A 25,868-nucleotide genomic window follows, 5' to 3' on the forward strand; every position below is an offset into this window, starting at 1 on the left:
TAATTACCATTTTGGTCTGCGTGGAGATTTACCAGTACATGCAGACTCTGCCGAGCTAAATAGCAGCGCTAACCGGTGCGGCCAATGGCAAGCCTCAGCCGTCTCATGCGCCTAATCCCGTTTTATGCGCCAAAGAGCTGGCGCGGAGCCGCCCACGCATCGATGGCGATGCCCTCAACTGCCTGTGCGTCAGCGCCAGCAAAGGTGGTTATCTTGCGGTCGTCGTTGTAGCGGGGCATGTGCGAAGTGCCCTCTCGGATGAATTCGACCGCCACTTGGTGGAATGGATGGTTAGGCTCTTTCATACCGAAGAAGCGTGCAATCTCGATGCAGTGCGGAGCACCACTGGTGCGGCCAGCAGGTGCGTAGCCCAACCCTTCTCCCGGTTCGAACTGTGCCGCCCACACATCCAGCTCAGCTGCCACGGACCGTTCGGCGACTTTAACAGCGTAAGAACGAATCGCGGAGTCAGAAATGACATTTCCCATCGGACGCTCGGCATAAGCGTCGGTCGGAAATTCGCCGCGGCCGCGATGCCCCTTGGCATAGCGCCGAGCCATCCACTCCCGCATGGGCAACTTGTCCATAGCCACAACCGGCGGTTCTGAGAAGAACTCTTCGCTGGTGGCGGTCACCATCGTGGGCAGTGTGGGAGCAAAGCTGTCAAAGCGAGGCCCAATTGCCGGATCCGAAGGCGAGGATGCCGAAACCAATTTCTGGGCCCGAGCGACCCTGCGTTCGTCGGCACGCGAAAAGACCTCGGTGGACGGCGCACGTCCCACACCGATGCCCGCCAACGTGCGGCGGAGGCGCGAGCCGGACAGCAGCGAGAAGGCCGGCGACATGGCGATGGTGCGCTGAATCTGACCGCGCGTGCGTTCGTCGGCCGCGAGGGTGAGCGCCAGCGCCGCACCCGCCGATTGCCCCGAGATAGTGATGTTGTCGATATCGCCGCCGAAGGCAGGCGCGTTACGACGAGCCCACTGCAGCCCCAGATACAGATCATCAATGGCCCGGTAGGTCTCTGTTTGACTGTCGCGCCAGAATCCCTCCAGTCCCTTGCGGTATCCGAGCGAAACGGTGATGATGCCGGCCTGCGCAAAAGCCGTCGCGTCCGTCCAGGGCTCGGAGGGGTGCCCAAACTCGTAGCTACCACCGTGAATCCACAGCAATACGGGGTAGGAAGCGTCCGCGGGCCCAGCCGGTGCGGTGACGGTGAGAACTAACTCGCGCTCGGGCTCACAGCGCCGAGTGCCTGACTGTGGGCCGTCGGCCACCGGTGCCGACGCGGCAAACGGAGCAGCATCTGCGTAATCGATATTGAAAACTTGTATTGCGCCATCGTGAATCCGGCCGGTCAGTTGCCCGCAGGGAGCGGAAATAGTCGTCTCTGTCATGGCGGAAAACGCCTCCTCGTCACTGTTGGTCCTGCCAGAAGGGCGGGGAGCCTGTGGTAGTCGCGCTCGCGTTTTCGAGCACGCTACAGTTGAATTCACTATGACCAATGATGCACGAAATCCACTGTTGACACCGTCGGAATTGTTCTGCGAATTGCCAGATTTTGCGGCAATCGATGACAGCCACGTCCGCGAGGCGTTTAGCGAAGCAATGCGTAGCCATGCACGCGAGATTGACGCCATCGCCACGTCGTCGGAGGCACCGACCTTTGTTAACACCATCGAGGCAATGGAGAAGGCGGGCCAAGATCTGGACCGCGTCGCTGCTTATTTCTTCAACGTTGCCGGCACGGACGCCACCGATGTCCGCATGGAAATTGAAGCCGAGATTGCTCCGCAGCTGACAGCACACCTGGATCAGATTCGCATGCGCAGTGACCTGTGGCAGCGCATCAATGCCATTGACAGCGTTGACGATGCCGCCAACCCGGAAGAGGCGAAGCTGCTGCTGAAGAAGGTCCGTGAGGACTTTCAGCGCACCGGTGCGGACCTCAGCGACGAGGACAAAACCGAGCTTAGCCGCATCAATTCCCGCCTCTCTGAGCTTTCCACCGCTTTCGGCGAAAACCTGCTGAAGGACACCGTTGCGCGCGCCGTGGAAATCTACGACCGCGAAGAACTCGCCGGGCTTTCCGACGATGCCATTGCGTCCTTCGCCGCTTACGCGAAAAAGGCAGACACCGATGCGCCGTGGCTGATTCCACTGGACCTACCATCAACTCCTGCACAGCTGGCTGACCTCGATAATCCGGCTACTCGTGCCAAGCTCTACGAAGCCTCACTGGGACGTGCGGGTGCTGCCTCCGGCAAGTTCGACAACTCCGACATTGTGCTGGAAATGGCACGCCTGCGCGCCCGCCGCGCCAAGCTGCTCGGTTACGACACGCATGCGGATTACGTCATTGCCAAGGAGACGGCAACCACCGCAGAGGCTGCTCGAAAGCTCATTGCAGACCTGGCGCCAGCTGCCATTGCCAATGCTGAAGGCGAGTACAAGCGGGTCGCTGATTTGGCTGGCGATGAGACGGTCACGGGCGCTGACTGGCCGTACTGGGAGCGCCGTCGTAAAGCGGAAGAATTCGCAGTCGACACGGAGGAGCTCAAGAACTACTTCGAACTGCACCGTGTCATCGAAGACGGCGTGTTCTACGCTGCCCGCAAGCTTTACGGCATCGAAGTAGTCAAGCGCGAGGACCTCAAGGGATACGCGCCGGGCACGACTGTGTGGGAGGTACGCCAGGGCGGAGGCGAGACCATCGGCCTGATTATTACGGACTACTTCTCGCGCCCGACTAAGCGCGGTGGTGCATGGATGAGCTCGTTTAGGGACCAGTCCCGTCTGCTGGGGCGCCTGCCAGTCGTGGTCAACGTGATGAACATCGCCGAAACCGAGCCGGGAACCCCGGTGCTACTGACGCTCGACGAGGTCACCACTGCTTTCCACGAGTTCGGGCACGCCCTCCACGGTCTGCTTTCCGACGTCACGTACCCGACCTTCTCGGGCACTAACGTCCCGCGCGACTTCGTGGAATTCCCCTCCCAGATTAACGAGAACTGGGCACTTGAGCCATCCATTCTGGCCAATTACGCCGTCCACGTTCGTACCGGTGAGCCGATCCCGGCCGAGCTAGTCGAGTCTGTGAAGAAGGCCCGCACCGCTGGTGAGGGATTCGCCACGGTTGAGTACCTCGCCGCGTGCGCCATCGATCTGGCCTGGCACAGCCTCACCGAGGAGGAAGCAGCTCAGGTCACTGATGTTGATGCCTTCGAAGCGGAAGCACTCGCTGAACTCGGCCTCGACGTTCCCCACCTGGCTCCGCGTTACCGCTCCCGCTACTTCAACCACATCTTCGCCGGCGGTTACTCGGCGGGCTATTACTCCTACCTGTGGGCAGAGGTGCTCGACGCGGACGGTTTCGGTTGGTTCACCGACAACGGCGGTGCCACAATCAGCGGCGGCAGCCACTTCCGCGAGGAGATTCTCTCCCGTGGTGGCGCCATCGACTTCATGGCCGCCTACCGTGCCTTCCGAGGTCGCGATAAGGACATCCAGCCGCTCCTCGAACGCCGCGGGCTGTCGGGCACTGATGCCTAGCTTCACGCTTTACGACGAGCCCCGCGACCGCCGCCCACTGGTTATTCCGGTCACCGGCAGGGTAGGTTGACACTCATGGCAGAAGCATTCGACAGAGTAGGGCAGTGGCTTATCCAATTGCCACTGCTTGCGCAGGTCAGCGTGCTATGCGTGGTTCTCCTGGTAGTCGGAGGGTTTCTTGCTTTCGTTCTCGTTGGCGCAATCGATGTTGTCAGCGGACGTCTGTGGCAGAGGTCGGTGCATCGGCGGGAGCGTTCGCAGGAGCGTCGAGGAGCGGGCAGCGAGAGCTAGCCGAAGAGGTAGTGGCCTTGCGGATAGCTCACCGAGAGACCCGATGAATTGAGCTGGGAGAAGCCCCCTTTAAGTGTTGGGTCGCTATCGCTGCCCTAAGGTATGTCTTAAAGTATTAGGAAATTTGCCCAACAGGCTAGAGTTGGGTAGTTCGCAAATATTTCGCAGTAGGGAGCTGAGTTAGCATGCATCGGTCGAGGCACTCGAAGGTCCTACTTGCCCTAATCGTTTTGCTTCTTCTCATCCTCATCGCTGGTGCAGTCACCGATTTCCAGTTTTAGCCTCGGTTTTAGTGCCGGGCATATAACCTGAAAGATCGGTGAACAGCAAAAATGAGGGATTAGTCGCTCACGAACCAATTAACGCTTGAATCCGGGGAAGCGAGGCAGGTCCTCGACAAGCACGGCCTTGCCCTCGGCATCGGTTAGCGGAATGCACCAGTTCGGGTACTGGTCGTGGCTCGTGCCCGGCTGGTTCTGAGTACGACGATCGCCGACCATGTCCACCAAGGCCTCACACTTCAGCGCGGATGGCGTCTGGTCGAGGAAGCGGTGCAGCCCCGTGACCAGTGCGTCAATTGGTGGCAGATTATCGCGGGTAAGGGAATGAACATCCATGTCCGCCGCAGCCGTGTCACCAAAGCAGCCGGCTTCCTTGGCCGCACCCAAAACCTTTCGAATCCACTCGAAGTCCCGGCGGTCTTCCTCCGCGACGTCGGAAAGCAATAGTCTCAGGCGTTCCCGTAGCTTGATGTGCTCGCCTGCGAGGTAGCCTGCCGTCGGCGGCAGATCGTGCGTGGTGACGGAGGACAGGCACAGGCTGCGGTAAGCGCTTGGTGGTTTCGGCTGGTCGCCCTCGGATTCAAACCACACGATCGAGGTGCCCATGATGCCCCGCGAGGCCAGGTAGTCCTGCACCCACGGCTCGAAAGTGCCCAGGTCTTCGCCTACGACGACGGCCCCAGCGAGCTCGGCCTCAAGTGCGAGAATGCCGACCATTGCCTCGTGGTCGAAGTACAGGTAGGTGCCATTGACGGGGGACTCCATCCGCGGCATGACCCAGAGGCGGAACATACCCAGCACGTGGTCAACACGAATGCCACCTGCGTGGCGAAGGATTGTGCGCAGCATGTCGCGCCAGGGGCGGTAGCCGGCCTCGGCTAGCTTGTGCGGGTTCCACGGCGGCTGCGACCAGTCTTGGCCGCGCTGGTTAAAACCGTCTGGCGGTGCGCCAACAGAGATAGCAGGAGCGAGCCAATCCGCAAGGTTCTCGGCATCCGCGCCGCCAGGGTGCACGCCGACGGCAAGGTCGGCCATGATGCCGATGCGCATACCCGCATCCAGGGCTGCCTCTTGTGCCTGGCCGAGCTGCTGATCGAGAATCCACTGCACCCAGAGGTGGAACTGGAAGATTTCCTCCCGCAGAGATTCGACACTGGCGTGGTTACCCAACGGTGGAACCAACTCGATATCGTTCTCGGTTACGGCACCAGAATCGGAAGTGGCAGCGCGTGCAGCATCGCGGGCAGCAGCGCGATCCGCGAGCTCGCGCTCGGTGCACCACGACGCGTAGTCGTATATGCCACGGCCCTCGGCCTCCAGCCAACGGTCAAATTCCGCCTGGCGTGCGCTGGACAGGGGGATCTTGTGAATTGCCCGCAATACCTTGAGCTTTGCAGCGTAGATGGGGTTGCGGTCAATCTCATCAGGGCTGTGATTGAGCTGGTGGAAAGAGTTCGCTAGCGCACGGGCTTCATCGGCCTCGTCCTTGTCCAGGTACCCGAACTCGTCGATAAGCTCTGGGCGCGCGTACAGCGGATTGACATAGCGGCGCGTGGTGGGCAGGTACGGCGAGTCTTCTACCGGAGGCAGTGGCTCTGCGGCGTGCAACGGATTGATGAGGACGAAATCAGAGCCCGCGTGCTCTGCACTGACCTGTGCCAAGTCGCCGAGGGTAGCGAAATCGCCAATACCCCAGCTGCGGCTGGAGCGTACCGAGTACAGCTGTGCCATGACACCATGCGCAGGATTCTGCACGTACTTGTCGGCAGTGGCGAGACGGTTGGGGGTTACGGCCACATCGCACTCAGCGACGTTGTCATCGTTGACTGCGCGCAAGCGATGCCAACCAAGTGGCAGATCCTCTGGAATTGCGAAGGCGGCTTCACCCATCAACACATCGCCGACCTGGCGTGGCGGTACCAAGTGGTGCACCTGAGCGCAGGGCCATTCTGCGCCGTCCTCCAGTTTCACAGTCACGCTGACATTGCTGCCGTGCGGTACGTGAACCAGAACTCGGTGGAAGATGCCCTGGCGGGTAACTACCACGGGCGGGAGAAGGCGAGACCACTGCGTGTCTGCCCACTCACGACGGGCGTCGTTGATGTCGGCATCGCTGGGATCTGGGCCCAGATCGATGTCGAGAGCAGCGAGAGTTTTTAGCACTGTCTCACGAGAGACGTGCACGAGTTGGCCCTCGGTGGAGTAGTAGGAAACCCCAACTCCGACATCTTTAGCGAGGTCGGCGAGTGGAGAGGAAAGGGGAGGATTGGAAGCTGCCTGTGTCACCCTTTCCATCATGCCAGTTTAGAAAAACTTTGCCAGTAGTAAGGTAAATCACTTCGTTATCGAAATATTTACTGAAATCACAACGGCGCAGGGTTTGATGTTCTAAGTTGATTCCTAACGAAACCAACGATGGACAGAACTACCGAAAGTAGGGGTTTGTAACTCGATGCGTGAATATACTACCGAGGCGAAATACGTCATCGGCGAGGACGAAACGATTATTACCTCGCTGCAGGAGCTGGTGCAGAAGCGCCCGAAGCTGGTGCTTTTCACTCGCCCCAAGAACTTTGAGTGGGTAAATGTCACTGCTCAGGAGTTCTATGACGAGGCAAAGGGCGTCGCTAAGGGGCTAATTGCCAACGGTGTTCAGCCGGGCGACCGCGTAGCGCTGCTCAGTGAGACTCGCTACGAGTGGAACCTGATCAATACCGCTATCTGGATGGCAGGCGCTGCTGTTGTCCCGATTTACGGCTCTTCTTCGTCTGGCCAGATTCGTTGGATTATTGAAAACTCCGGTGCTGTTTTCGCATTTACCGAGTCGCGTGAGCACACCGACCGCATGAAGCCTCTGCTGGTCGAAAAGGGCACCGAGAACCCGGAGGGCGAGTCTCAGCTGCGTCGTGTACTGGAGATTAACGCTTCCGCTACTGACACCATTAGCTACGAAGGCCGTGACATTGACGGCGACGAGGTCGAGCGCCGCATCAAGGACACCAAGGCCGACGACCTGGCAACCGTGATTTACACCTCCGGTACCACTGGTCGTCCGAAGGGCTGCGTGCTCCTGCACAGCAACTGGCTGGCGGAGGCCCGCGCCATCCTCACCAACGAGATTGGCCTGATTGCCCGTCCGGGGAACCGCATTCTGACCTTCCTGCCGTTGGCGCACGTGTTGGCTCACGCAGTGTCCCTGGCTTCGATGATTTCCGGTGCTACCCAGTCTCACTGGGCTGATACCAAGACCGTCACCCTGGAGTTCCAGCGTTCCCGTCCGCACATGATTCTCGGTGTGCCGCGCGTGTTCGAGAAGGTTCGTGACTCCGCCTACGCCTCCGCTAAGGAGAAGGGCGCATTCGGCCTGGCCATGTTCGAGCGTGCTGAGGCCACCGCCATCGAGTACTCCAAGGCACTGGATACTCCGGCAGGTCCGTCGCGTGTCTTGAAGCTGCGTCGCCAGCTCTACGATCGCCTGCTGTTCTCGAAAATTCGCGCAGCTATGGGTGAGGCCGTGCAGTACACCATTTCCGGTGGTTCGGCTCTGTCCTCTGACCTCGGGCACTTCTTCCGTGGTCTCGGTGTGCCTGTCTACGAAGGCTACGGTCTGACTGAGTCCACGGCTGCCGTCACCGTGAACAACCCGAGCGAGCAGATTATTGGTACCGTTGGTCGTCCGGTCGGTGGTTGCTCCGCCGCTATCGCTGATGACGGCGAAGTTCTGCTCCGTGGTCCGGTTGTGTTCGACCGCTACTGGAAGAACGAAGAGGCAACCAAGGAAGCCTTCATCGACGGCGAATGGTTTAAGACTGGTGACCTCGGTGAGCTGACCGAAGAAGGCCACCTGAAGATCACCGGCCGCAAGAAGGACCTCATTGTCACCGCTGGTGGTAAGAATGTCGCGCCGGGCCCGATGGAAGACCGCATGCGTGCGCACCCGCTGGTGTCCCAGGCAGTCGTCATCGGCGATGGTCGTCCGTTCGTCTCCGTGTTGGTCACTCTCGATGAGGAGGCACTGGAGAAGTGGAAGATTGAGCACTCCGTCCCCGAGCACACCTCGATCCGTGAACTCGCTGCCTCCAGCGCAGTTTTGCGCGCCGAGATTCAGGACGCCGTCAACTCCGCTAACGAGCTGGTTTCTCACGCAGAGGCCATTAAGAAGTTCCATATTCTGGACAGTGACTTCACCGAGGAAAGCGGCGAGCTGACCCCGACCATGAAGGTCAAGCGCAACATTGTCATGGACAACTACTCGCGTGACATTGAGGCTCTCTACCAGCGTTAATTCACGGTCTACCCGCTGCCGATAGAAAACGGCAGCGTGTTGTTACCGCGCTAGCGCCCCTCACCCCATTAAGGTGAGGGGCGCTAGAAATTTTTAAGGAGTTTTCAGTTTTCGAAAGTCGGCATTCGTCAATGTTCGTCGATATTCGAAAGCGGAAGACTGCAATGATGTCACCGGCGCCGAAGATGTCGTGGGAGGGCGGGCAATGATTAACCACTTCGATGCTCGGCTACGCCTGCGCGAAGTGACCCAAGAGCTCTACGACATTGGTGACGAAGTTGCCGAACACATCGAGCACCTTGCTCAGGCGGTTGCTGATGTAGATCGTGAGCTGGTGGACGAATGTGTCCTCGAGCTCGCTGACATCGTCGACGAGGCCGTTGAGGACTGCCGCCCTCTGATTGGTGAGCTTGATGGTCTACGCCAAGCGTTTACCTCCGGCATTCGCTCGGGGCGCATCGGTACTCTTTCCTCCGCTTCGACACCGCGTCGACACCCGCATCCGGCACCGAAGTCGCCGGATGTGCAGTCACTGTCGCTCATTCCGGCTCCTTTGAAGCATCCGGTTGCAGTCCCTACGGTCACGCAGGCAATGATTGCTCGCTCCGATGCCGTGGCTTCTTACCTGGAGGAACTCGCCGACTGGGTTTCCGCCGAAAACATCCGAGGCGTGGAAAAGCTCGGTAGTGTGGTGCTTCCGCAGCTTTACGCACAGTCTGGCCGCCGTGCACTGTCCGCTGCCGCCGCTTGGTGTGTTGCTGTTCCCGAGACTCATCCGGCAGTTGCCAATGCGCTGCGCGGCCGTAGGCCTCCGGAGTTCCTGATGGAACGTGCCCGCATCGATGAAATTGTCCGCCGCGTCAAGCAACGTCGAGCCAAGGAGCATGCGTGAGCGAAGCCTCCGCACACACCGATTCCTTCGGTGTCTACTTACACGTCCCATTCTGTGCCACCCGTTGTGGCTACTGTGATTTCAACACGTACACGCCAGGTCAGCTGGGCAGTGGCGCAACGCAGGGAGACTACCTCGATGCCATCGTGGCTGAGCTCGAGATGGCCGTCGTAAAGCACCCCGAACTAGCGCGTGGCGCCGATACCGTATTCGTCGGCGGTGGTACGCCGTCGATGTTGGGGGCGAGTGGTCTTCGTCGCCTGCTCGACGGTGTGCGCAACAGCTTTGGGCTTGCCGACGACGCCGAGGTCACCACCGAGTCGAATCCCGAGTCGACCTCCCCGGAGTTTTTCGAAGGCTTGGCCGAGGCAGGGTTTACCCGGGTGAGTCTGGGCATGCAGTCGGCTGTGCCGCATGTGCTGGCCACTCTGGATCGTACGCACACGCCGGGGCGTCCTGCGGCGGCAGTGGCGGAGGCACGCGCGGCCGGCTTTGAGCACATCAACCTCGACGTTATCTATGGCACGCCAGGGGAGTCGATGGCGAACCTCGATACGACGTTGGAGGCAGTCCTGGCCACGGACGTCGATCATGTTTCGGCGTACTCACTGATCGTCGAGCCGGGTACCGCGATGGCGCGTAAGGTCCGTCGTGGTGAGCTGCCGATGCCTGACGACGACGATCTCGCCGACCGCTACGAGCGCATCGATGCCGCACTGAGTCAAGCCGGTTTTTCCTGGTACGAGGTGTCCAACTGGGCAAAACCGGGCGGCCAATGTCGTCACAATATGCTCTACTGGCGCGATGGAAATTGGTGGGGTGCGGGCCCCGGTGCACATTCGCACCTGGATGGCACGAGGTTTTACAACGTCAAGCATCCGGTTCGCTACGCGGCGACCATTTCCGGCGGAGAATTGCCGATTAAGGATTCAGAAGGGCTAACGGCCGAGGATCGGCACACTGAGAAGATTATGCTGGGCCTCCGCTTGGCCGAGGGTATCGATGCCAATCTGCTCGGTGAGGATGAGCTGGGCAAGGCACGTCGGCAAGCGGAAGCGGGCATGGTGGAGTTTGTTTCCGTCGATGGCGGCCAGCGGATTCAGCTGACCAATCGCGGTCGTTTGCTGGCCGACGCCATAATTGTTGACATCCTTAGTTAAACTATCCGCATGTCATCTCAGACGGATAAGCGCAGGCAGGAAGTTCTTCGGGCAATTGTCTCGGATTACGTAGCTTCCCAGGAGCCCGTTGGCTCGAAGGCTCTGGTGGAGCGCCACAATCTGGGTGTGTCCTCGGCGACCATCAGAAATGACATGGCGGTGCTGGAGGCCGAGGGCTATATCCAGCAGGAACATGCATCGTCCGGGCGTATCCCGACTGAGAAGGGCTACCGCCTTTTTGTGGACAATCTTTCGCAGATTAAGCCGCTGTCCCGGGCTGAGCGCCGAGCTATCCTCGAGTTCCTCGAAGGCGGCGTCGATTTGGAGGACGTTCTGCGTCGCAGTGTGCAGCTGCTGGCCCAGCTAACCCGTCAGGTCGCAGTGGTGCAGGTACCGACGCTGGAGGTCTCCCGCGTCCGGCACTGCGAGGTTGTCCAGCTCGCCGACGCGCGATTGTTGCTGGTAGTCATCACTGACACCGGGCGCGTGGAGCAGCGCAATGTTGAGCTGCCAGCACCGATGGATCCCGATCTCGTGCCGCTCTTGCGTGAGCATTTCAACCGTGCAATGTCGGGGCACACGCTTGCCGACGCGTCGATTGCGATTTCCGATCTTGCGGCTAACGCCCCGCGTGATTTGCGGGATGTGCTTATTCGCTGCTCGACGGTGCTGGTGGAGTCGTTGATTGAGAAGCCGAATGACAGACTCATCCTGGCCGGGGCATCGAATTTGACCCGTGGTAATATGGCCGGTCGCTTACCTTCTACGTTGCCCATGGTTCTTGAAGCTCTCGAAGAACAGGTGGTCGTGCTGAAACTGCTGTCGGCCGCGCAGGATTTGCACCACGTTCGCGTTTCCATCGGTGAGGAAAACGAGGACGAGGAGCTGCGCGCTACCTCAGTTGTTTCAACTGGCTATGGCACCGGCACCGAAATTTTGGGTGGCATGGGCGTAGTTGGCCCCACATTTATGGATTATCCGGGAACAATTTCCTCGGTTGCTGCTGTTGCACAGTACGTTGGCCGGGTATTGAAAGGAAGTAGCTAAAGTTGGCACGCGACTATTACGGCATCCTCGGAGTGGAGAAGGACGCTACGGACGCTGAGATTAAGAAGGCGTACCGAAAGCTGGCGCTCAAGTACCACCCAGACCGTAATCCGGGTGATGAAGAAGCTGCGGAGAAGTTCCGTGAGGCATCTGAGGCGAACGAGGTCCTGCTGGATCCTGAAAAGCGCCGGATTGTGGATATGGGAGGAGATCCTCTCAATCCGCAGGGCGGTATGCCAGGCGGAGGTTTCGGCGGTTTCGGTGGCGGCGGAGTCGGCGATATCTTCGAAGCATTCTTCGGCGGTGCCGGCGGTACCCGCCAGCGCCGCTCGCGTGTACAGCCAGGTGCAGATGCGCTGCTGCGTATTTCGCTGGGCCTCGATGAGGCATTCACCGGTGTCCGCAAGCCCATCACGGTGGACACCGCGGTGCTGTGTGAGCAGTGCGAGGGAACTGGCTCGAAGTCCAAATCCAAGCCGAAGATGTGTACCAGCTGTGATGGCACTGGCGAGATTCAGCAGGTCCAGCGTTCCTTCCTGGGCAATGTGATGACCTCGCGGCCGTGCCCGACTTGTGAGGGCACCGGCGAGATCATCCCCGATCCGTGTAACAACTGCGGTGGCGATGGCCGCGTCCGTGCTCGCCGTGATCTGACGGTCAACGTTCCGGCAGGTATCTCTGATGGCATGCGTATTCGCATGGCAGGGCAGGGCGAGGTCGGTCCGGGCGGTGGCCCGGCGGGTGACCTCTACGTGGAAGTTGCCATGGACCCGCACCCTGTATTCGAGCGTGAGGGCGATGATCTGCACTTTAACGTGCAGGTGCCCATGGCTGATGCCGCACTTGGTACCGAGTTTGAGGTCGACGACCTGCTCGGCGAACCAATGACCATCAAGGTTGATTCGGGCACCCAGCCGGCAGAGCAGATTCGTCTGTCGGGTAAGGGCATGCCGCATCTGCGCGGCGAGGGCAACGGCGACGTGGTCGCACACGTCGATGTCACGGTGCCGACGAAGCTGGACCGCAAGTCCCGCGAGCTGCTGGAGAAGCTACGCGAGCACCGCGATGATGATGCCAAGGTGGCAGACTCGAGTGAGCGCAACGGTTTCTTCTCCCGATTCCGCCGCCGTTAGAACACGCCATCCCCAAAGCCCCCTCCAGTGAGTGTGAAGCACACATGAGTTTGCCCGTATTCCTCGGTGAGTTCACCGAGCTGCCGCGCCCGGAAGAAATCATTCGAATCCTCGGGTCGGAGGCAAAGCACATCAGCGTTCGCAGGCTGAAGGAGGGCTCGGAGATTCTTCTTGCCAATGGTGCGGACAAGGTGGTGCGAGCACAGCTCATGCACGTAGACCCTCGTGAGGTCCACGTTCGTGTGGTTGCCGCTGAGGAACGTCCACGTCCGCGCCCGCACGTCACTGTGGTGCAGGCGCTGCCGAAGTCAGATCGTGCTGAGCTTGCGGTCGATATGATGACCGAGGCCGGGGTCGATGAGATTATCCCCTGGGCGGCCGTGAATTGTGTAGCCCGATGGCAGGGTACCGCGAAGGTCACTAAGGCCCGCACCAAGTGGCAGTCGACTGCGCGCGAGGCAGCCAAGCAGGCTCGTCGTGCATGGATTCCGCCGGTCGCGGACCTGCATAGCTCCGCCGATATTGAGCAACTCATCCGGGAAACCACATCAGCAGGTGGTGTGGCAGCAGTTTTGCACGAGGAGGAAACAGCTCCGTTCGTGGACTTCGCCGCGCAGGCAGCAAACGCTGACAAGGTTCTTTTCATCGTCGGCCCAGAAGGGGGAGTCAGTCCTGGGGAACTCGAGGCCTTCCGCGCCGCAGGTGCTAGCTCGGTAGTACTCGGCCCGACAGTTCTCCGCAGCGCCCTCGCGGGAGCTGCTGCTCTTTGCGCACTGGGCCCGTTGACAAAGCGCTGGGGCGGCGCACCCACGCCTGGTCAGTAGGATAGACGCATAATGACAAAGTATTCAGTAACTGCTCGTACCACTGCCGTCGTCGAGCTCGATGACAATCTCGCGCCGATTGTGGTCGGTCATGCGGATCAGAACCTACGTCTGCTGGAATCTCTGCTGGCAGCGGATATTCATGTCCGCGGCGGAGTTGTGACAATCAAGGGTGCTCCGGCGGATGTTTCGTTGGCTGTCCGCGCTTTCAAGGAGTTAGAGGCAATGGCCCGTCGTGGGCACGAGCTCTCCCCGGAGTCGGTGCGGCACGCGGTGGGCATTGTGGATCGCGGGGAGAAGTCCGCCAGCGAGGTGCTCGGTGGCGGCATCGTGACGCATCGTGGCAAGACCGTGCGTCCCAAGACTGAGGGACAAAAGAACTACGTCGATGCCATCGACCGCTATAACGTTGTTTTCGGTATCGGCCCCGCCGGTACGGGCAAGACCTTCCTGGCCATGGCCAAGGCTGTTGCTGCGCTGAAGAATAAGCAGGTCGAACGCATTATTCTGACTCGCCCCGCAGTGGAGGCCGGTGAAAACCTGGGCTTCCTGCCGGGTACTCTGCATGAGAAGATTGACCCCTACCTGCGCCCATTGCACGATGCGATGCGCGAAATGCTTGAGCCAGAGCTGATTCCAAAGCTGATGGAAACTGGGGTAGTGGAGGTCGCACCGCTGGCGTACATGCGCGGTCGTACCTTGAACAATGCGTTCATCATTCTCGACGAAGCACAGAACACTACTCCGGCGCAGATGAAAATGTTCCTCACCCGCCTGGGCTTCGGTTCGAAGATGGTCATCACCGGTGACGCCAGCCAGGTCGACCTGCCTCGGGGGCAGAAGTCCGGTCTAGCTGTCGCCCGTGAGGTGCTGCGCGGTGTGCCGGGAATCGCTTTTCCGGCGCTGGCGGCTGCGGATGTGGTGCGCAACCCGCTGGTAACCGCAATTGTCGAGGCCTACGATGACTACGATGCCTATAACGAAGGTATTGAACAGGGCGCCGAGTCCCCACAAAAGCGACAGTCCGCCACAAAGCGATAAAGGACGCTGAAATTACATGAGCATTGAAGTTTTCAACGAGTCCGGTCAGGGCGTCAATGAAGAGTCGCTTATCGACGTTGCCCGTTATGCGCTGGGCCGCCTGGACGTGCATCCGGCAGCCGAGCTGAGCATTCACATTGTCGACTTGAAGACGATCGAAGACCTCCATGTGCGCTGGCTGGATCTGCCGGGTCCGACAGATGTGATGAGCTTCCCGATGGATGAGCTCACTCCTGGCTCTGGCCGACCAGATGCAGCTAGCCCAGGGCCTGCAATGCTGGGCGACATTGTGTTGTGCCCGGAGTTTGCCGCGGGGCAGGCGGAGCGTGCAGGTCATCCGCTGAGCCACGAGTTGGTTCTGCTCACCGTGCACGGCGTACTGCACCTGTTGGGTTATGACCATGTCACGGCGGAGGAAGAGCGCCAGATGTTCTCCCTGCAGAATGGCCTGTTGGCGGATTGGTACGACGACATCGATCGTCGTGGCGTGAGCTTTTCCGAAAAACCAATTAACCCCAATGCGTTCCCGGAGCGTTCTAACGAGCGATGATCACTTTGATAATTGTCGCCGTTGTGGCGATGATCTGCGCTGGCGGACTTAACACAGTCGAAACTGCGGTCGCAGGGATTTCCCGTGCGCGCGTGGCCGAGCTGCAGCGTGACGAGGTCGCGGGTGCTAATGCGCTTCTCAAGGTCGTAGAAAATCGGGCTCGGCACGTCAATGTGCTGGTGATTTTGCGGACGCTGTGCGAGTCAATCGGTGCAGTGACGCTTGCGGCAGTTTGTCTTAAGCTTTTCGAGCCGGAGCGCTGGGCCATTGTGGCTGCAGTGGTGTTGCTGGCTCTGTTCACCTTCCTGGTCCTCGAGGTGTTTTCCCGCACCATGGGTCGGAAGAATCCGTACTCGATTTCCCTCGCCACCGCGGTCGTCCTGAGTTTTATGGCCAAGGTGTTGGGGCCACTGGAAAAGTTGCTGATTTGGTTCGGCAACATCATCACACCTGGTGGTGGCTTCCGCGATGGCCCGTTCGCCACTGAAGTCGAGTTGCGCGAGATGGTCGATATCGCCCAGGAGCGCGGCATTGTGGAGCACGATGAGCGCCGCATGATTCAGTCTGTGTTCGATCTCGCGGAAACGTCGGCACGCGTTGTTATGGTTCCGCGCCCAGAGATGGTGTGGATTGAGGCGGATAAGCACTGTGGTCAGGCAGTGGCCCTATGCGTGAAGTCGGGTCACTCGCGGCTGCCGGTGATTGGCGAGAGCGTTGAGGACATCGTCGGCGTCATTTACTTGAAGGACATTGTCCAGCAGACGTACTCGCGTACTGATGGTGGCCGCGGTGTTCGCGTCTCCGAGGTCATGCGTGACTGCGTTTTTGTGCCCGACTCCAAGCCACTGGATGATCTGCTCGATGAAATGCAGCGCACCCGCAATCACATCGCCATTCTCATCGACGAATACGGATCGGTCGCCGGTCTTATCTCTATTGAGGACATCCTCGAGGAGATTGTCGGTGAGATCGCCGACGAATACGACGAGGCCGAGCAGGCCCCCATCGAACCACTGGGGGATGCCTCCTACCGCGTGCAGGCGCGCCTCAGCTTGGGCGAGCTCATAGAGCTTTACGACGAAGCCCACGGGCGCCAACTCGTCTTCGATGACGAGGTCACCGATGAGGTGGATACGGTCTCCGGTCTGTTGGCATATGAGCTTGGACGTGTGCCACTGCCCGGTTCGTACGTAGAATATGCAGGACTGAAGTTTACCGCCGAGGGCTCGCGTGACCGTCGTGGTCGTATGCGAGTACGCACTGTGGTGGTGGAGCCGACTGCGGAGTTTTACTCCGAGGAAGAAGATACTGATGGGCAATCTTGATGACATGCTGGCCAATGCTGGACTTGGCGGAGATGCTGATGATTACAGCGCGCCGGAGGGCTTTCGCTCTGGGTTCGTTTCCATTGTGGGGCGTCCGAATACCGGTAAGTCCACGCTGACCAATTCCCTGGTGGGCGAGAAGATCGCTATTACCGCTAACCAGCCGGAAACCACGCGTCATCCAGTCCGAGGTGTAGTCCACCGCGAGAACTGTCAGATTGTTGTCGTGGATACGCCAGGTCTGCACAAGCCACGCACGCTGCTCGGTGAGCGCCTGAATGACATGGTTCAGGAGACCTACTCCGATGTGGACTTGGTCGCGATGGTCGTGCCTGCCGACGAGAAAATTGGCCCCGGTGACCGCTGGATTTACGAGAACGTCTCCAAAGGTTGCAAGAACATCATGGGCATTGTGTCCAAGGTGGATAAGGTCTCGCGCGACACCATTATTGAGCGCCTGATCGAGCTGCAGGAGTTGCTCGGTCCGGATGCCGAGCTGGTGCCACTTTCGTCGAAGTCCGGCGAGAACATCAACACGCTGATTGATGTCATGGCTTCCCAGTTGCCGGAGGGACCGCGCCTGTACCCGAAGGGGCACATCACCGATGAGGATCTGCACACCCGGATGGCGGAGCTCATTCGCGAGGCGGCCCTCGGCGGTCTGCGCGATGAGTTGCCGCACTCCGTGGCAGTCCAGATTGATGAGGTGCTGCCGAACCAGGATCGCGAAGGCGTCCTGGATGTCCACGCCGTTATCTATGTCGAGCGTTCGGGGCAGAAGTCCATCCTCATGGGGCGCGACGGTCGACGCATGGGCACCACCATTCACAAGGCTCGTAAGGAACTCATTGCGCTGCTCGGTCAGAATGTTTACCTCGACCTGCGCGTGAAGGTGCTGAAGGACTGGCAGTCGGACCCGAAGCAGCTGGGCAAGTTGGGATTCTAAAAAGTTGGTCGAGCCGTATCGCGACCGTGCGCTGGTCGTACGCCGCTACGACCTCGGCGAAGCCGACCGCATCATCGTCCTTTTCACCCGCGACCACGGCCTAGTCCGCGGTGTCGCCAAAGGCGTGCGCCGCGCGAAGAGCCGCTTCGGCTCCCGCCTCTCACCATTCGTCGACGTGGATGTCAACATCTACCCACGCCGAGGACTGTCCACTATCGCAGGCGCAGATACCGTGCGCACGTGGGCAGCACCGCTTGTCGACGACTATGCGCGCTACACCTGTGCGTGTGCAGTCCTGGACGTCGCCGAACGCATTGTCGGCGAGGAGCAAGTGCCGGCTCCCGAATTGTGGGATCTCACCACCCAATCGCTCGACGACGTTGCGGCCGGTCGCCATCGCCCCGATTTGTTGCTGACCTCCTACATCCTGCGAGCAATGGCGCAGGCAGGTTGGCAGCCAAGCCTCTTTGAATGCGCAGGCTGCGGCAAAGCCGGGCCTCATCATGCGTTTTCTCCCGCATTAGGTGGAGCAGTGTGCACCAACTGCAGGCCACCGGGTGCAGATACTCCGCCGACCGAGGTTCTGCATCTGATGTGGCAGCTTGCTCATGAGCAATGGGCGGGCATCGATACGTCGTCAAGCGAATTCGAGGGACGGATGGCGACGGCGCGTACCCTAACGGCGAAGTACCTGCAGTACTACCTGGGCCGCCGGGTGCCGGCGCTGGAACATGTGGATGCTTTTTGGCAGTAAACAGTAGCGGTGGGGCACAATAGGAAGCGTGTTGAATCCTCCTGTACCGCAGCAATTCGTGCCCAATCACATCGCGCTCGTGATGGACGGCAATGGTAGATGGGCCGAACAGCGTGGGCTCAAACGCACCGAAGGGCACAAGCGTGGCGAGGCCGTGCTGATGGAGTGCGTCGATGCTTGTTTGGAGATGGGCGTCAAGCACCTGTCGGCCTACGCATTTTCCACTGAGAATTGGCGTCGTTCGGTCGATGAGGTCCGATTCCTCATGGGCTTTAATCGCGATGTGCTGCGTCGACGTCGTGATGAGCTGGATTCGAAGAACGTTCGCGTGCGTTGGGCAGGGCGTCGTCCGCGACTGTGGCGCTCGGTGATTAAGGAACTTGAGATTGCCGAGGAGCAGACGAAGGACAATGACGCGCTAACTCTGTATATGTGCGTCAACTACGGTGGTCGCGCTGAAATTGTTGATGCTGCTAGAGAGATTGCTCGTCAGGCAGCAGCGGGGGAGCTCAGCGAATATGACTTGACCGAGAAAACTTTCGCACAGTTCCTGGATGAGCCGACTATGCCGGATGTCGATCTGTTCCTGCGTCCGTCGGGCGAGCAGCGCACGTCCAACTTCTTGATCTGGCAGTCCGCCTATGCGGAGATGGTCTATCAGGACAAGCTTTTCCCGGATTTCGGTCGGGATGACATGCGCGCCGCAGTGGTGGAGTACGCCAAGCGCGACCGTAGGTTCGGCAAGGCCTAGCGCCGGTATTTTTTTTAGGGGGGGGGAGGGAGCCCGGGCTACTTCTTCTGGCAGTCCCCGCACAGGCCGAAGACCTCAGCAGTGTGCCCGGTCAGATTAAAACCGTGCTCCTCCGCAAGGCTGTGAGCCCACTGCTCGACAGGGCCGCCGGCGACTTCAACGGTGCTGCCGCAATCGGTGCAGACCAGGTGATGATGGTGGTGGTCACCGCACAGCCGGTAGAGAGCCTCTCCGGAGGCATTGTGCAGAACATCGACAATGTCCATTTCTGCAAGGGACTGGAGCGTCCGATAGACCGTCGTCAAGCCGACCTTGTCCCCACGTTCCGTCAGCGACTTATGAATGTCAGCAGCGGAGCGAAAATTAGGAGCCTCACTCATAATCGACACGACGGCGCGGCGTTGGCGAGTACTGCGCTGGCCGATGCGGGTTGCGGCTGGCCGCGCGGAGGCGTGTGCCCCGGTGCTAGCGGGGGAGCCCGTACCACGTGGGTTTTCGCCAGAACTAACTTCGTGCATATCTTCGCCAGCCATGTAACCGACACTACCCGGTATCGGTTGGACAAGATGCGCTAGAGTATAGGGGAACTTTTAACTGGCCTGTTGGGGTCAGTACATTTTGCTTTTCATTATGTCGTTCGCCGCACGGAACGGGCTGAATTGTGTGCCCGGAAAAGGCGTGTGGTGTGCGATGCGAAGCCATTTATAAGGAGTGGTCTAGACCGTGGCACCTAAGTCAGTTGTCGATACCGTCGCCAACCTGTGTAAGCGCAGGGGGTTCGTTTACCCGTGTGGTGAAATTTACGGCGGTACCCGCTCGGCATGGGATTACGGTCCCCTGGGTGTGGAGCTGAAGGAAAACATCAAGCGCCAGTGGTGGAAGACCTTCGTCACCGGCCGTAAGGATGTCGTCGGCCTGGATTCCTCCATTATCCTGCCGCGCCAGGTCTGGGAAGCTTCCGGCCACGTCGCTACCTTCACCGACCCGCTGGTGGAGTCCCTGCACACCCACAAGCGCTACCGCGCTGACCACCTGCTGGAGGCCTACGAGGCCAAGCACGGTCACCCGCCGGCCAATGGTCTGGCAGACGTTCCGGACCCGGAGACCGGTCAGCCGGGCAACTGGACCGAGCCGCAGATGTTCTCCGGTCTGATGAAGACCTTCCTCGGCCCGGTCGACAATGAGCAGGGCCTGCACTACATGCGCCCGGAGACCGCTCAGGGTATCTTCGTCAACTTCAAGAACGTTATGACCACGGCTCGCCTGAAGCCACCGTTCGGTATCGGCCAGACCGGTAAGGCATTCCGCAACGAGATCACCCCGGGTAACTTCATCTTCCGTACCCGCGAGTTCGAACAGATGGAGATCGAGTACTTCGTCGCACCGGACCAGGCGGAAGAGAAGTTCGATGAGTGGGTCGACGCCTGCTGGAACTGGTTCATTGACCTGGGCGTTAACCCGGAGAACATGCGTCAGTTCGACGTTCCGAAGGACGAGCGCGCTCACTACTCTGCACGCACAATCGACTTCGAGTACCGTTTCCACTTCCAGGGAAACGAGTGGGGCGAGCTGATGGGTGTCGCCAACCGTACGGACTACGACCTCGGCTGCCACATCGAGCACTCCAAGGAAGACCTGCGTTACCACGACCAGGTTACCGGCGAAAAGTACGTTCCGTACGTCATTGAGCCGTCCTTCGGTCTGACCCGCGCCCTGATGGCCTTCCTGTGTGATGCCTACACCGAGGAAGAGGTGCCGAACGCAAAGGGCGGCACCGACACCCGTACTGTGCTGAAGCTGGACCCGCGTCTGTCGCCGGTTAAGGTTGCTGTTTTGCCGCTGTCGAAGAAGGACACCCTGACTCCGACTGCTGAGGCTGTCGCCGACAAGCTGCGCCAGTACTGGGCCGTCGATTACGACACCTCCGGTGCTATCGGCCGTCGTTACCGTCGCCAGGATGAGATCGGTACTCCGTTCTGTGTCACCGTTGACTTCGATACTCTCGAGGACAACGCTGTGACCGTCCGTGACCGCGACACCATGGAGCAGGAGCGCGTCAAGATTGACGAGCTGGAAGGCTACCTCGCAGCTCGCCTGGTGGGCTGCTAATGGCCGAAGAAGTTTTTTGGGAATCCTATAGTCTCGGCGACGGCTCTCGGGAAAAATCCGAGCAAACCTGGCCGATTCTGAAGGAAAGCACCGAAGTCGGCACGTACATCCGTGATGAGCAGGGCGATCGCCTCAACACCCCGGAAGGGGAGTGGGTCATTGACGCCTCTGCTAATCACCGTGTTTCCGCCACGCTTCCCGACGGCCGCGTGTTCTCGACCGTTGCTGCTGACCGTGACAAGATTTCGCGAGCCAAGCAGCTTTCAGTGACCTTTGGGCCGGTTCGTCCTGAAGGCAAGCTGGTGTGCGAGGGATCGACGAACTACGTCATCGAGAATGCGAAGACCGGCGAGAAGTGGGGCCAGTTTACCGGTGCGTCCCGTGGCGTGCGCCACGCAGAGGTGCAGTTCGACACCGATGAGGGCCGTGCGCTGCCGGAAGAGGAGAAGATCTTCCTGGTCTACAGTGCTCGTCGAGTGCTGGAGTCCCGCATGGTTTCCTCTACCTGGATTCTCACTGTCTGCTTGCTCTTGCTGATTGCCTATATGATTTGGGTGTGGATCGTGTAGCAACTATTGCAGACAGCGTCGTTTACGACGAGAACCAAAAGACCCTGTCCGACGGCTGGAGCTGTCAGGACGGGGTCTTTAGTGCTTTCTGGATCACCTCGCCACAAGGGCGTGGCTGGCAGGTGAAAGCCCGCTTTTTTAGCACGAACGCGCTAGTGATGACGAATCCGGATGAGGGGGATTCTTTTGTCCTAAACAGAGAAGGACGGGGAATTCGCACGGTCTTCGACATCGAACGGCCAGGCTATGAGCTCGCCCGAATCGTCAGAGAGGACAGCCTAGGCCGAGGGGTATTTGGTGTCTATGCCCAGAAAGGAGACTTCCGGGGGAGTTTCGAAGACTGGCTGATTGCCGCCTCTCTGGCGACGTGGTCTGTGGATGGACCACGCCAGATGCGAATTTAGGCGGGAATCTAGAAGCCCATTGTGCTGCCGGAGCCGCCTGGTCGGCTCGAACCCCCGCCGAAACCGCCGAATCCGCCGATACTGCCACCAAAGCCGCTGTTGTTGCTGAGCATGCTGCCTAGCACCATGCCGGCGACCATCGAACCGTTGCTGCCGCCACCGCGGCGCTGATCCTGGTAGCGGCGGATGTCACGGCGGGCCAAGTCAGCGGCCTCAGCCGCGAGCTTGCGCGCACGACGTGCGTAGGCCAAAGCCTTTCGCGGATCGTCGTTGGCCAAGCCCTGAGCAGAGCCGTAAGCACGCTGCGCCTCCGCGAGGCGAGTGCGAGCCTCAGCACCAACCACACGGCGGCGGGTAGCAATTAAGTCAGCCGCGGCGCGAATGTGATTGTCGGCATCCTGCATGCTGTGCTGCAAAGTAGCGGTAGCGCGGGCGAACGATGCGGCCTTGTCTCGAGCGGAGTCGAGGGCTTCGTCGAGCAGCTCATCGGCATCGGTCAGTGCGGTCCAGGAACTCAGTGGATCCACTTCGGACTTATTGGCTGCCACACCGAGTGCTTCGCGGCCTGCTTCGATGGCTGCATTGAGACGCTCGCGGTTGATGTTGGCGCCTTGCGGTGCCGACATCAGGTGCGAGGCCTCATCGATTTCACCGCGGACCTCGGCGATAAGGGAAGCCAGCCCCGCGACTGCAGCGTGAATATCGCTATCGGCGTGTTCAATGGCCTCCAGAAGACTCTCTGCCTGTGTGAGCGCAAAGTCGGTGGCCGACAGTGCATCAATCAGACCACCTTGCTCACCGGCGGGTAGGTCCGCGATGCGGCGGGCCTCAGACATTGACTGGTCAGCCTGATTCAGGTGCTCCGTGGCCATATCAATATTGTCGGTCACAGAGCTGAGCATCTGCTCTTCGTAACGTGCGCGCAGACCATCGAGAATTTCGCCGGCACGCGGCATACGTGAACGCAGCTCGACACTTCGCTGAGTGAGCTTCGAAATCGTCGCTTCAGCATTCATCAACTCCTGGCGGAGTTTCTGGAAGTTTGCGGCCTCGCCGTCGAGCTGGTCATCCGCAACACCACAGGTGGAGATAATCTCCAGCAGGACACTGCGGCGCTCGATTTCGTCGGACACGGAGCCGTCGTCAAGCTGTTGGCGAAGTGCAAACGCACGCTCGAGCGTGGACTGAGAGTGCTTCAGTGCGTTGTCGAAGCTGCGGATGCGTTCGGTGCCGAACTCAGCGCGGGCGAGGTCGAGCTCGGTGCTGGCCTTGCGGATGGACTCATCGGTACTGACAATCTCATCGTGCGCAAGAACATCGAGCGAGCTGGTGCTCAGCGAGTCCAGCGAAGAGACATCCCTGGGGTCGATGTTGCGGCCACGAGCGATCTCCTCCTCATCGCGCTTCTTCTTATTGCGACGGCCCACGGCCCAGGTGGCGCCACCGACAACGGCGGCACCACCGAGGCCGGCGCCGAGTGCCCACCCACCGGCGGAGCCGCTGCCACCGCCTGCCTCGGCGATGGCAGCTTCGCCCGCAGCCGCCCAGTTGTCATCCTCTAACAGCTGCCCTTGAGCTGCCCTGTTGACGGCTTCTGCGTTTCTGGGGAAGGAGTCTCCGACGAAAGCGCCGAGGTTCCGGTCTTCCACGGCGACGACCAGGACACCGCGGTTGTCGGCAGCTCCGAGGTGCTCCCAGGCCTGCTGCGCCCACTGTTCGCCCTGAATGCCGTCGAAGCTCTTGATGTAAAACACCGAGAACAGGAGTCGCTTCTCTGTCTTGAGCTGCTGAATCTGCTCCTTCAGACGAGCTTCATCGCCGCCGCTCAGCACACCTGCGAAATCAGCCACCTCGCCCGACACATCCGCCGGTGCCTCGGCGTGCGCCAGGGATGCTGACGGTGCGAGTGCCAGCAGCGAAGCAGGTGCGTGAACCGGTGGCTGTGCCGGTAGCGCGGCAGTAATTAGCGGCATGCTCAGGCCGAGGAAAGCACCCGATGCAGCAAGGTAAAGGGGGCGAAACACGCGATTCCTGTCAGACATATCTACAAGGATACGTAACAATAATCACGTGGCCGGTAAATTTTCGTATTCATCTTTTGAACTCGCTCGTATTGTCGAGGAGTCTCCGAAGCAGTCATTGCTGCCCGGGGTGCAGTCCTTGGAAACCCACCGGGCAGCGTTTGCACGAGATCGCGCCCGCGTCCTGCACTCCGCAGCGCTGCGCAGGCTGGCTGACAAAACCCAGGTTGTGGGGCCAGGGGAGGGTGATACTCCGCGCACGCGCCTGACTCACTCGCTGGAGGTCGCGCAGATTTCCCGCGGAATCGCCAGCGAGTTGGGTGCAGATGAGGATCTCGCAGAGCTGGCCGGCCTGACCCATGACATCGGGCATCCGCCGTATGGCCACAACGGCGAGCGTGCCCTCAACGAGATTGCCGCTGGTTGCGGCGGGTTCGAGGGCAACGCGCAGACGCTGCGTATTCTCACTCGCCTCGAGCCGAAGGTGCTCGATGGTACAGGTGAGCCCTGTGGACTCAATCTCACTCGGGCGGCGCTCGATGCGGCTTGTAAGTACCCGTGGACACCGATCGGTCCCGATGGTCAGCTCCGCCACAAGTACGGCGCCTACCAGGAAGATGCTGCGATCCTGCAGTGGATTCGCCAGGGCGTTCCGCACGGCAAGCAGTGTCTTGAGGCGCAGATCATGGACTGGTCTGACGATGTCGCCTATTCCGTCCACGATGTCGAGGATGGCATCGTCTCTGGCCGCGTTGACCTGGGTGTTCTGTGGGACACGGTGGAACTGGCCGCGCTCGCTGACAAGGGTGCTGCCGCATTTGGTGGCGATCCAGCGGAGCTCGTCGAGGCTGCCGGGCGTCTTGCCAGCTTGCCGGTGGTATCAGCTGCGGCGTCCTATGATGGTTCGCTGCGCTCGCTGGTCGCGCTGAAACGGATGACCTCGGAGCTGGTCGGCCGTTTCGTCACGGCTTCCGTCGCGGGTACGCGTGCTGCCTCCGGGTCGACGCTTCCGCTCGGGCGTTACGACGCGGACCTCGCCGTGCCCAGCTCGATTCTGGCGGAGGTCACCATGCTGAAGACCATCGCCGTGCTGTATGTGATGGATCTTCCGCGTCATATTCGCCGTCAGGAGCGTGAACGCGATCGTCTTTTCCGGGTGGCCGAGTATCTGCAGGAAGGTGCTCCAGGGACGCTTGATCCGATGTTCCAGTGGCTCTATTCCCGGGCGGAGAGTGACCAAGCGCGGCTGCGGGTTATCGTTGATCAGCTAGCGTCGATGACGGAATCGCGTGTAGAGCGGCTTGATCGCCAGATTGCTGGTGTGGCTGCGGCGTGGGGATAGTTGTCTACTCCTCCGCGTCAGGAATTTCGCAGAAGCTCTCGTAGTGGTCGTCGGTGTAGTACCAGACATCCGGATCGTTTTCGGAACCGCCGCCGACAACGATGCGGCGTGCACCGCGGCTGGAATTGCCCGGGGTGGTCACGGTGTATTCGCGGTAGTAGTCACCGCGCTCCTTCGGCAGGCGTCCCTCGTAGTTGCCGAAGTGCTTGCCGTCGTGCTGCGAATAGATGTGGTCCTGGTCGGTCAGGATGCGGTCGATAACATCGTCGGCCTCCTGCGGCAGGGTATCTACTGCGCAGGTGGCACCCTTTGTGCCGGCCTTGTTGCTGCCCAAGTTGGGGCCAGGTTTAGGGCCTGGTTTCGCGCTGGAGGCAGTGGAATCCTGCGACCCCTGTGAGTTCTCGGATGCCGTAGAGTTCTGGTCTCCGCCATCGAGCCCGAAATAACTACCAGCCAGCACCAGGGCGGCAGCGCCTACACCGCTCGCAATCTTCTTCCACTCAGCCATGGCTAGTATCTTTCCATATCTGTCGCCGCCGGCACGCTTTTGGGTTGAGCGCGGGCGGCTCGTCGGCAAGCGAAACCTCTACG

General features: G+C 60.1%; 23 protein-coding genes. 18 read left to right on the plus strand and 5 right to left on the minus strand.

Going from position 1 to position 25,868, the window contains the following annotated elements:
• Window positions 1–122: 122 nt before the first annotated feature.
• Window positions 123–1,397 (minus strand): carboxylesterase family protein, encoded by a 1,275-nt coding sequence (locus CHU70_RS00695; RefSeq protein ID WP_147719347.1) that lies wholly within the window; start codon window positions 1,395–1,397, stop codon window positions 123–125.
• Window positions 1,398–1,497: 100 nt separating this feature from the next.
• On the opposite strand from CHU70_RS00695, the gene CHU70_RS00700 reads away from it, so the two are divergent.
• Together CHU70_RS00700 and CHU70_RS00705 are read left to right on the plus strand one after the other, a co-directional pair.
• Complete coding sequence (locus tag CHU70_RS00700) at window positions 1,498–3,552, plus strand: M3 family metallopeptidase (protein WP_147719348.1); 2,055 nt, start codon at window positions 1,498–1,500, stop codon at window positions 3,550–3,552.
• A gap of 75 nt (window positions 3,553–3,627) precedes the next feature.
• Window positions 3,628–3,843 carry a hypothetical protein gene (locus tag CHU70_RS00705; protein ID WP_042388817.1) on the plus strand — a complete coding sequence of 72 codons (216 nt, stop codon included), beginning with the start codon at window positions 3,628–3,630 and terminating at the stop codon, window positions 3,841–3,843.
• 359 nt (window positions 3,844–4,202) lie between these two features.
• On the opposite strand, the gene malQ is transcribed toward CHU70_RS00705, so the two are convergent.
• Window positions 4,203–6,422 (minus strand): 4-alpha-glucanotransferase, encoded by a 2,220-nt coding sequence (gene malQ / locus CHU70_RS00710; RefSeq protein ID WP_049189616.1) that lies wholly within the window; start codon window positions 6,420–6,422, stop codon window positions 4,203–4,205.
• 154 nt (window positions 6,423–6,576) lie between these two features.
• Between malQ and CHU70_RS00715 the strand changes: the two genes are divergently transcribed.
• The 12 genes from CHU70_RS00715 (at window position 6,577) to CHU70_RS00770 (ending at window position 18,832) form a co-directional block, all read left to right on the plus strand.
• Window positions 6,577–8,409 carry a long-chain fatty acid--CoA ligase gene (locus CHU70_RS00715; RefSeq protein ID WP_016423122.1) on the plus strand — a complete coding sequence of 611 codons (1,833 nt, stop codon included), beginning with the start codon at window positions 6,577–6,579 and terminating at the stop codon, window positions 8,407–8,409.
• Between the two features lie 205 nt (window positions 8,410–8,614).
• Window positions 8,615–9,301 carry a hypothetical protein gene (locus CHU70_RS00720; protein ID WP_016423121.1) on the plus strand — a complete coding sequence of 229 codons (687 nt, stop codon included), beginning with the start codon at window positions 8,615–8,617 and terminating at the stop codon, window positions 9,299–9,301.
• The gene (hemW, locus tag CHU70_RS00725; RefSeq protein ID WP_147719349.1) at window positions 9,298–10,461 is read left to right on the plus strand and encodes a radical SAM family heme chaperone HemW; all 1,164 of its coding nucleotides are present in this window, start codon (window positions 9,298–9,300) and stop codon (window positions 10,459–10,461) included. Before CHU70_RS00720 ends, hemW begins: the two co-directional genes overlap by 4 nt.
• 9 nt (window positions 10,462–10,470) lie before the next feature.
• Complete coding sequence (gene hrcA, locus CHU70_RS00730; RefSeq protein WP_016423119.1) at window positions 10,471–11,508, plus strand: heat-inducible transcriptional repressor HrcA; 1,038 nt, start codon at window positions 10,471–10,473, stop codon at window positions 11,506–11,508.
• A 2-nt stretch (window positions 11,509–11,510) separates the two neighbouring features.
• Complete coding sequence (gene dnaJ / locus CHU70_RS00735) at window positions 11,511–12,641, plus strand: molecular chaperone DnaJ (protein WP_049170716.1); 1,131 nt, start codon at window positions 11,511–11,513, stop codon at window positions 12,639–12,641.
• Window positions 12,642–12,685: 44 nt separating this feature from the next.
• Window positions 12,686–13,465, plus strand: coding sequence for a 16S rRNA (uracil(1498)-N(3))-methyltransferase (locus CHU70_RS00740; protein ID WP_070602952.1), 780 nt, complete (start codon window positions 12,686–12,688; stop codon window positions 13,463–13,465).
• 12 nt (window positions 13,466–13,477) lie between these two features.
• On the plus strand, window positions 13,478–14,506 hold the full coding sequence (locus tag CHU70_RS00745; protein WP_005511086.1) for a PhoH family protein: 1,029 nt from the start codon (window positions 13,478–13,480) through the stop codon (window positions 14,504–14,506).
• 16 nt (window positions 14,507–14,522) lie between these two features.
• Window positions 14,523–15,056 (plus strand): rRNA maturation RNase YbeY, encoded by a 534-nt coding sequence (gene ybeY, locus CHU70_RS00750; RefSeq protein ID WP_005511056.1) that lies wholly within the window; start codon window positions 14,523–14,525, stop codon window positions 15,054–15,056.
• Window positions 15,053–16,381, plus strand: a complete 1,329-nt coding sequence (locus tag CHU70_RS00755) for a hemolysin family protein (protein ID WP_147719350.1) — start codon at window positions 15,053–15,055, stop codon at window positions 16,379–16,381. The genes ybeY and CHU70_RS00755 overlap by 4 nt, the downstream gene beginning before the upstream one ends.
• A 4-nt stretch (window positions 16,382–16,385) precedes the next feature.
• Complete coding sequence (era, locus tag CHU70_RS00760) at window positions 16,386–17,327, plus strand: GTPase Era (protein ID WP_042389423.1); 942 nt, start codon at window positions 16,386–16,388, stop codon at window positions 17,325–17,327.
• A gap of 4 nt (window positions 17,328–17,331) precedes the next feature.
• Window positions 17,332–18,081: a DNA repair protein RecO gene (recO, locus tag CHU70_RS00765; protein ID WP_016423113.1), complete on the plus strand. Its 750-nt coding sequence runs from the start codon at window positions 17,332–17,334 to the stop codon at window positions 18,079–18,081.
• Between the two features lie 28 nt (window positions 18,082–18,109).
• Window positions 18,110–18,832: an isoprenyl transferase gene (locus CHU70_RS00770; protein ID WP_168161662.1), complete on the plus strand. Its 723-nt coding sequence runs from the start codon at window positions 18,110–18,112 to the stop codon at window positions 18,830–18,832.
• A gap of 38 nt (window positions 18,833–18,870) precedes the next feature.
• Here the strand turns inward: CHU70_RS00770 and CHU70_RS00775 are convergent, their stop codons facing one another.
• A complete protein-coding gene (locus CHU70_RS00775; protein WP_147719351.1) occupies window positions 18,871–19,365 on the minus strand; it encodes a Fur family transcriptional regulator in 495 nt (164 codons plus the stop codon).
• 190 nt (window positions 19,366–19,555) lie between these two features.
• Here CHU70_RS00775 and CHU70_RS00780 point away from each other — a divergent pair, with 190 nt between their 5' ends.
• The 3 genes from CHU70_RS00780 to CHU70_RS00790 are packed head-to-tail and all read left to right on the plus strand — an operon-like array spanning window position 19,556 to window position 21,914.
• Window positions 19,556–20,941: a glycine--tRNA ligase gene (locus CHU70_RS00780; RefSeq protein ID WP_049170727.1), complete on the plus strand. Its 1,386-nt coding sequence runs from the start codon at window positions 19,556–19,558 to the stop codon at window positions 20,939–20,941.
• On the plus strand, window positions 20,941–21,510 hold the full coding sequence (locus tag CHU70_RS00785; RefSeq protein ID WP_049189625.1) for a hypothetical protein: 570 nt from the start codon (window positions 20,941–20,943) through the stop codon (window positions 21,508–21,510). The genes CHU70_RS00780 and CHU70_RS00785 overlap by 1 nt, the downstream gene beginning before the upstream one ends.
• Window positions 21,498–21,914, plus strand: a complete 417-nt coding sequence (locus tag CHU70_RS00790; protein WP_049189624.1) for a hypothetical protein — start codon at window positions 21,498–21,500, stop codon at window positions 21,912–21,914. The genes CHU70_RS00785 and CHU70_RS00790 overlap by 13 nt, the downstream gene beginning before the upstream one ends.
• Before the next feature lie 8 nt (window positions 21,915–21,922).
• Here CHU70_RS00790 and CHU70_RS00795 read toward each other — a convergent pair whose 3' ends face one another.
• Window positions 21,923–23,956 carry a TPM domain-containing protein gene (locus CHU70_RS00795; RefSeq protein ID WP_222865412.1) on the minus strand — a complete coding sequence of 678 codons (2,034 nt, stop codon included), beginning with the start codon at window positions 23,954–23,956 and terminating at the stop codon, window positions 21,923–21,925.
• A 28-nt stretch (window positions 23,957–23,984) separates the two neighbouring features.
• Between CHU70_RS00795 and CHU70_RS00800 the strand changes: the two genes are divergently transcribed.
• Window positions 23,985–25,277, plus strand: coding sequence for a deoxyguanosinetriphosphate triphosphohydrolase (locus tag CHU70_RS00800; RefSeq protein WP_048732682.1), 1,293 nt, complete (start codon window positions 23,985–23,987; stop codon window positions 25,275–25,277).
• 4 nt (window positions 25,278–25,281) lie between these two features.
• Here the strand turns inward: CHU70_RS00800 and CHU70_RS00805 are convergent, their stop codons facing one another.
• Entirely contained in the window at window positions 25,282–25,785 is a 504-nt protein-coding gene (locus CHU70_RS00805) for a ribonuclease domain-containing protein (protein WP_070438686.1), read from the minus strand.
• Window positions 25,786–25,868: the final 83 nt, after the last annotated feature.

It is taken from the genome of Corynebacterium sp. LK10 (assembly GCF_008042455.1).
GTDB lineage: Bacteria > Actinomycetota > Actinomycetes > Mycobacteriales > Mycobacteriaceae > Corynebacterium > Corynebacterium jeikeium_D.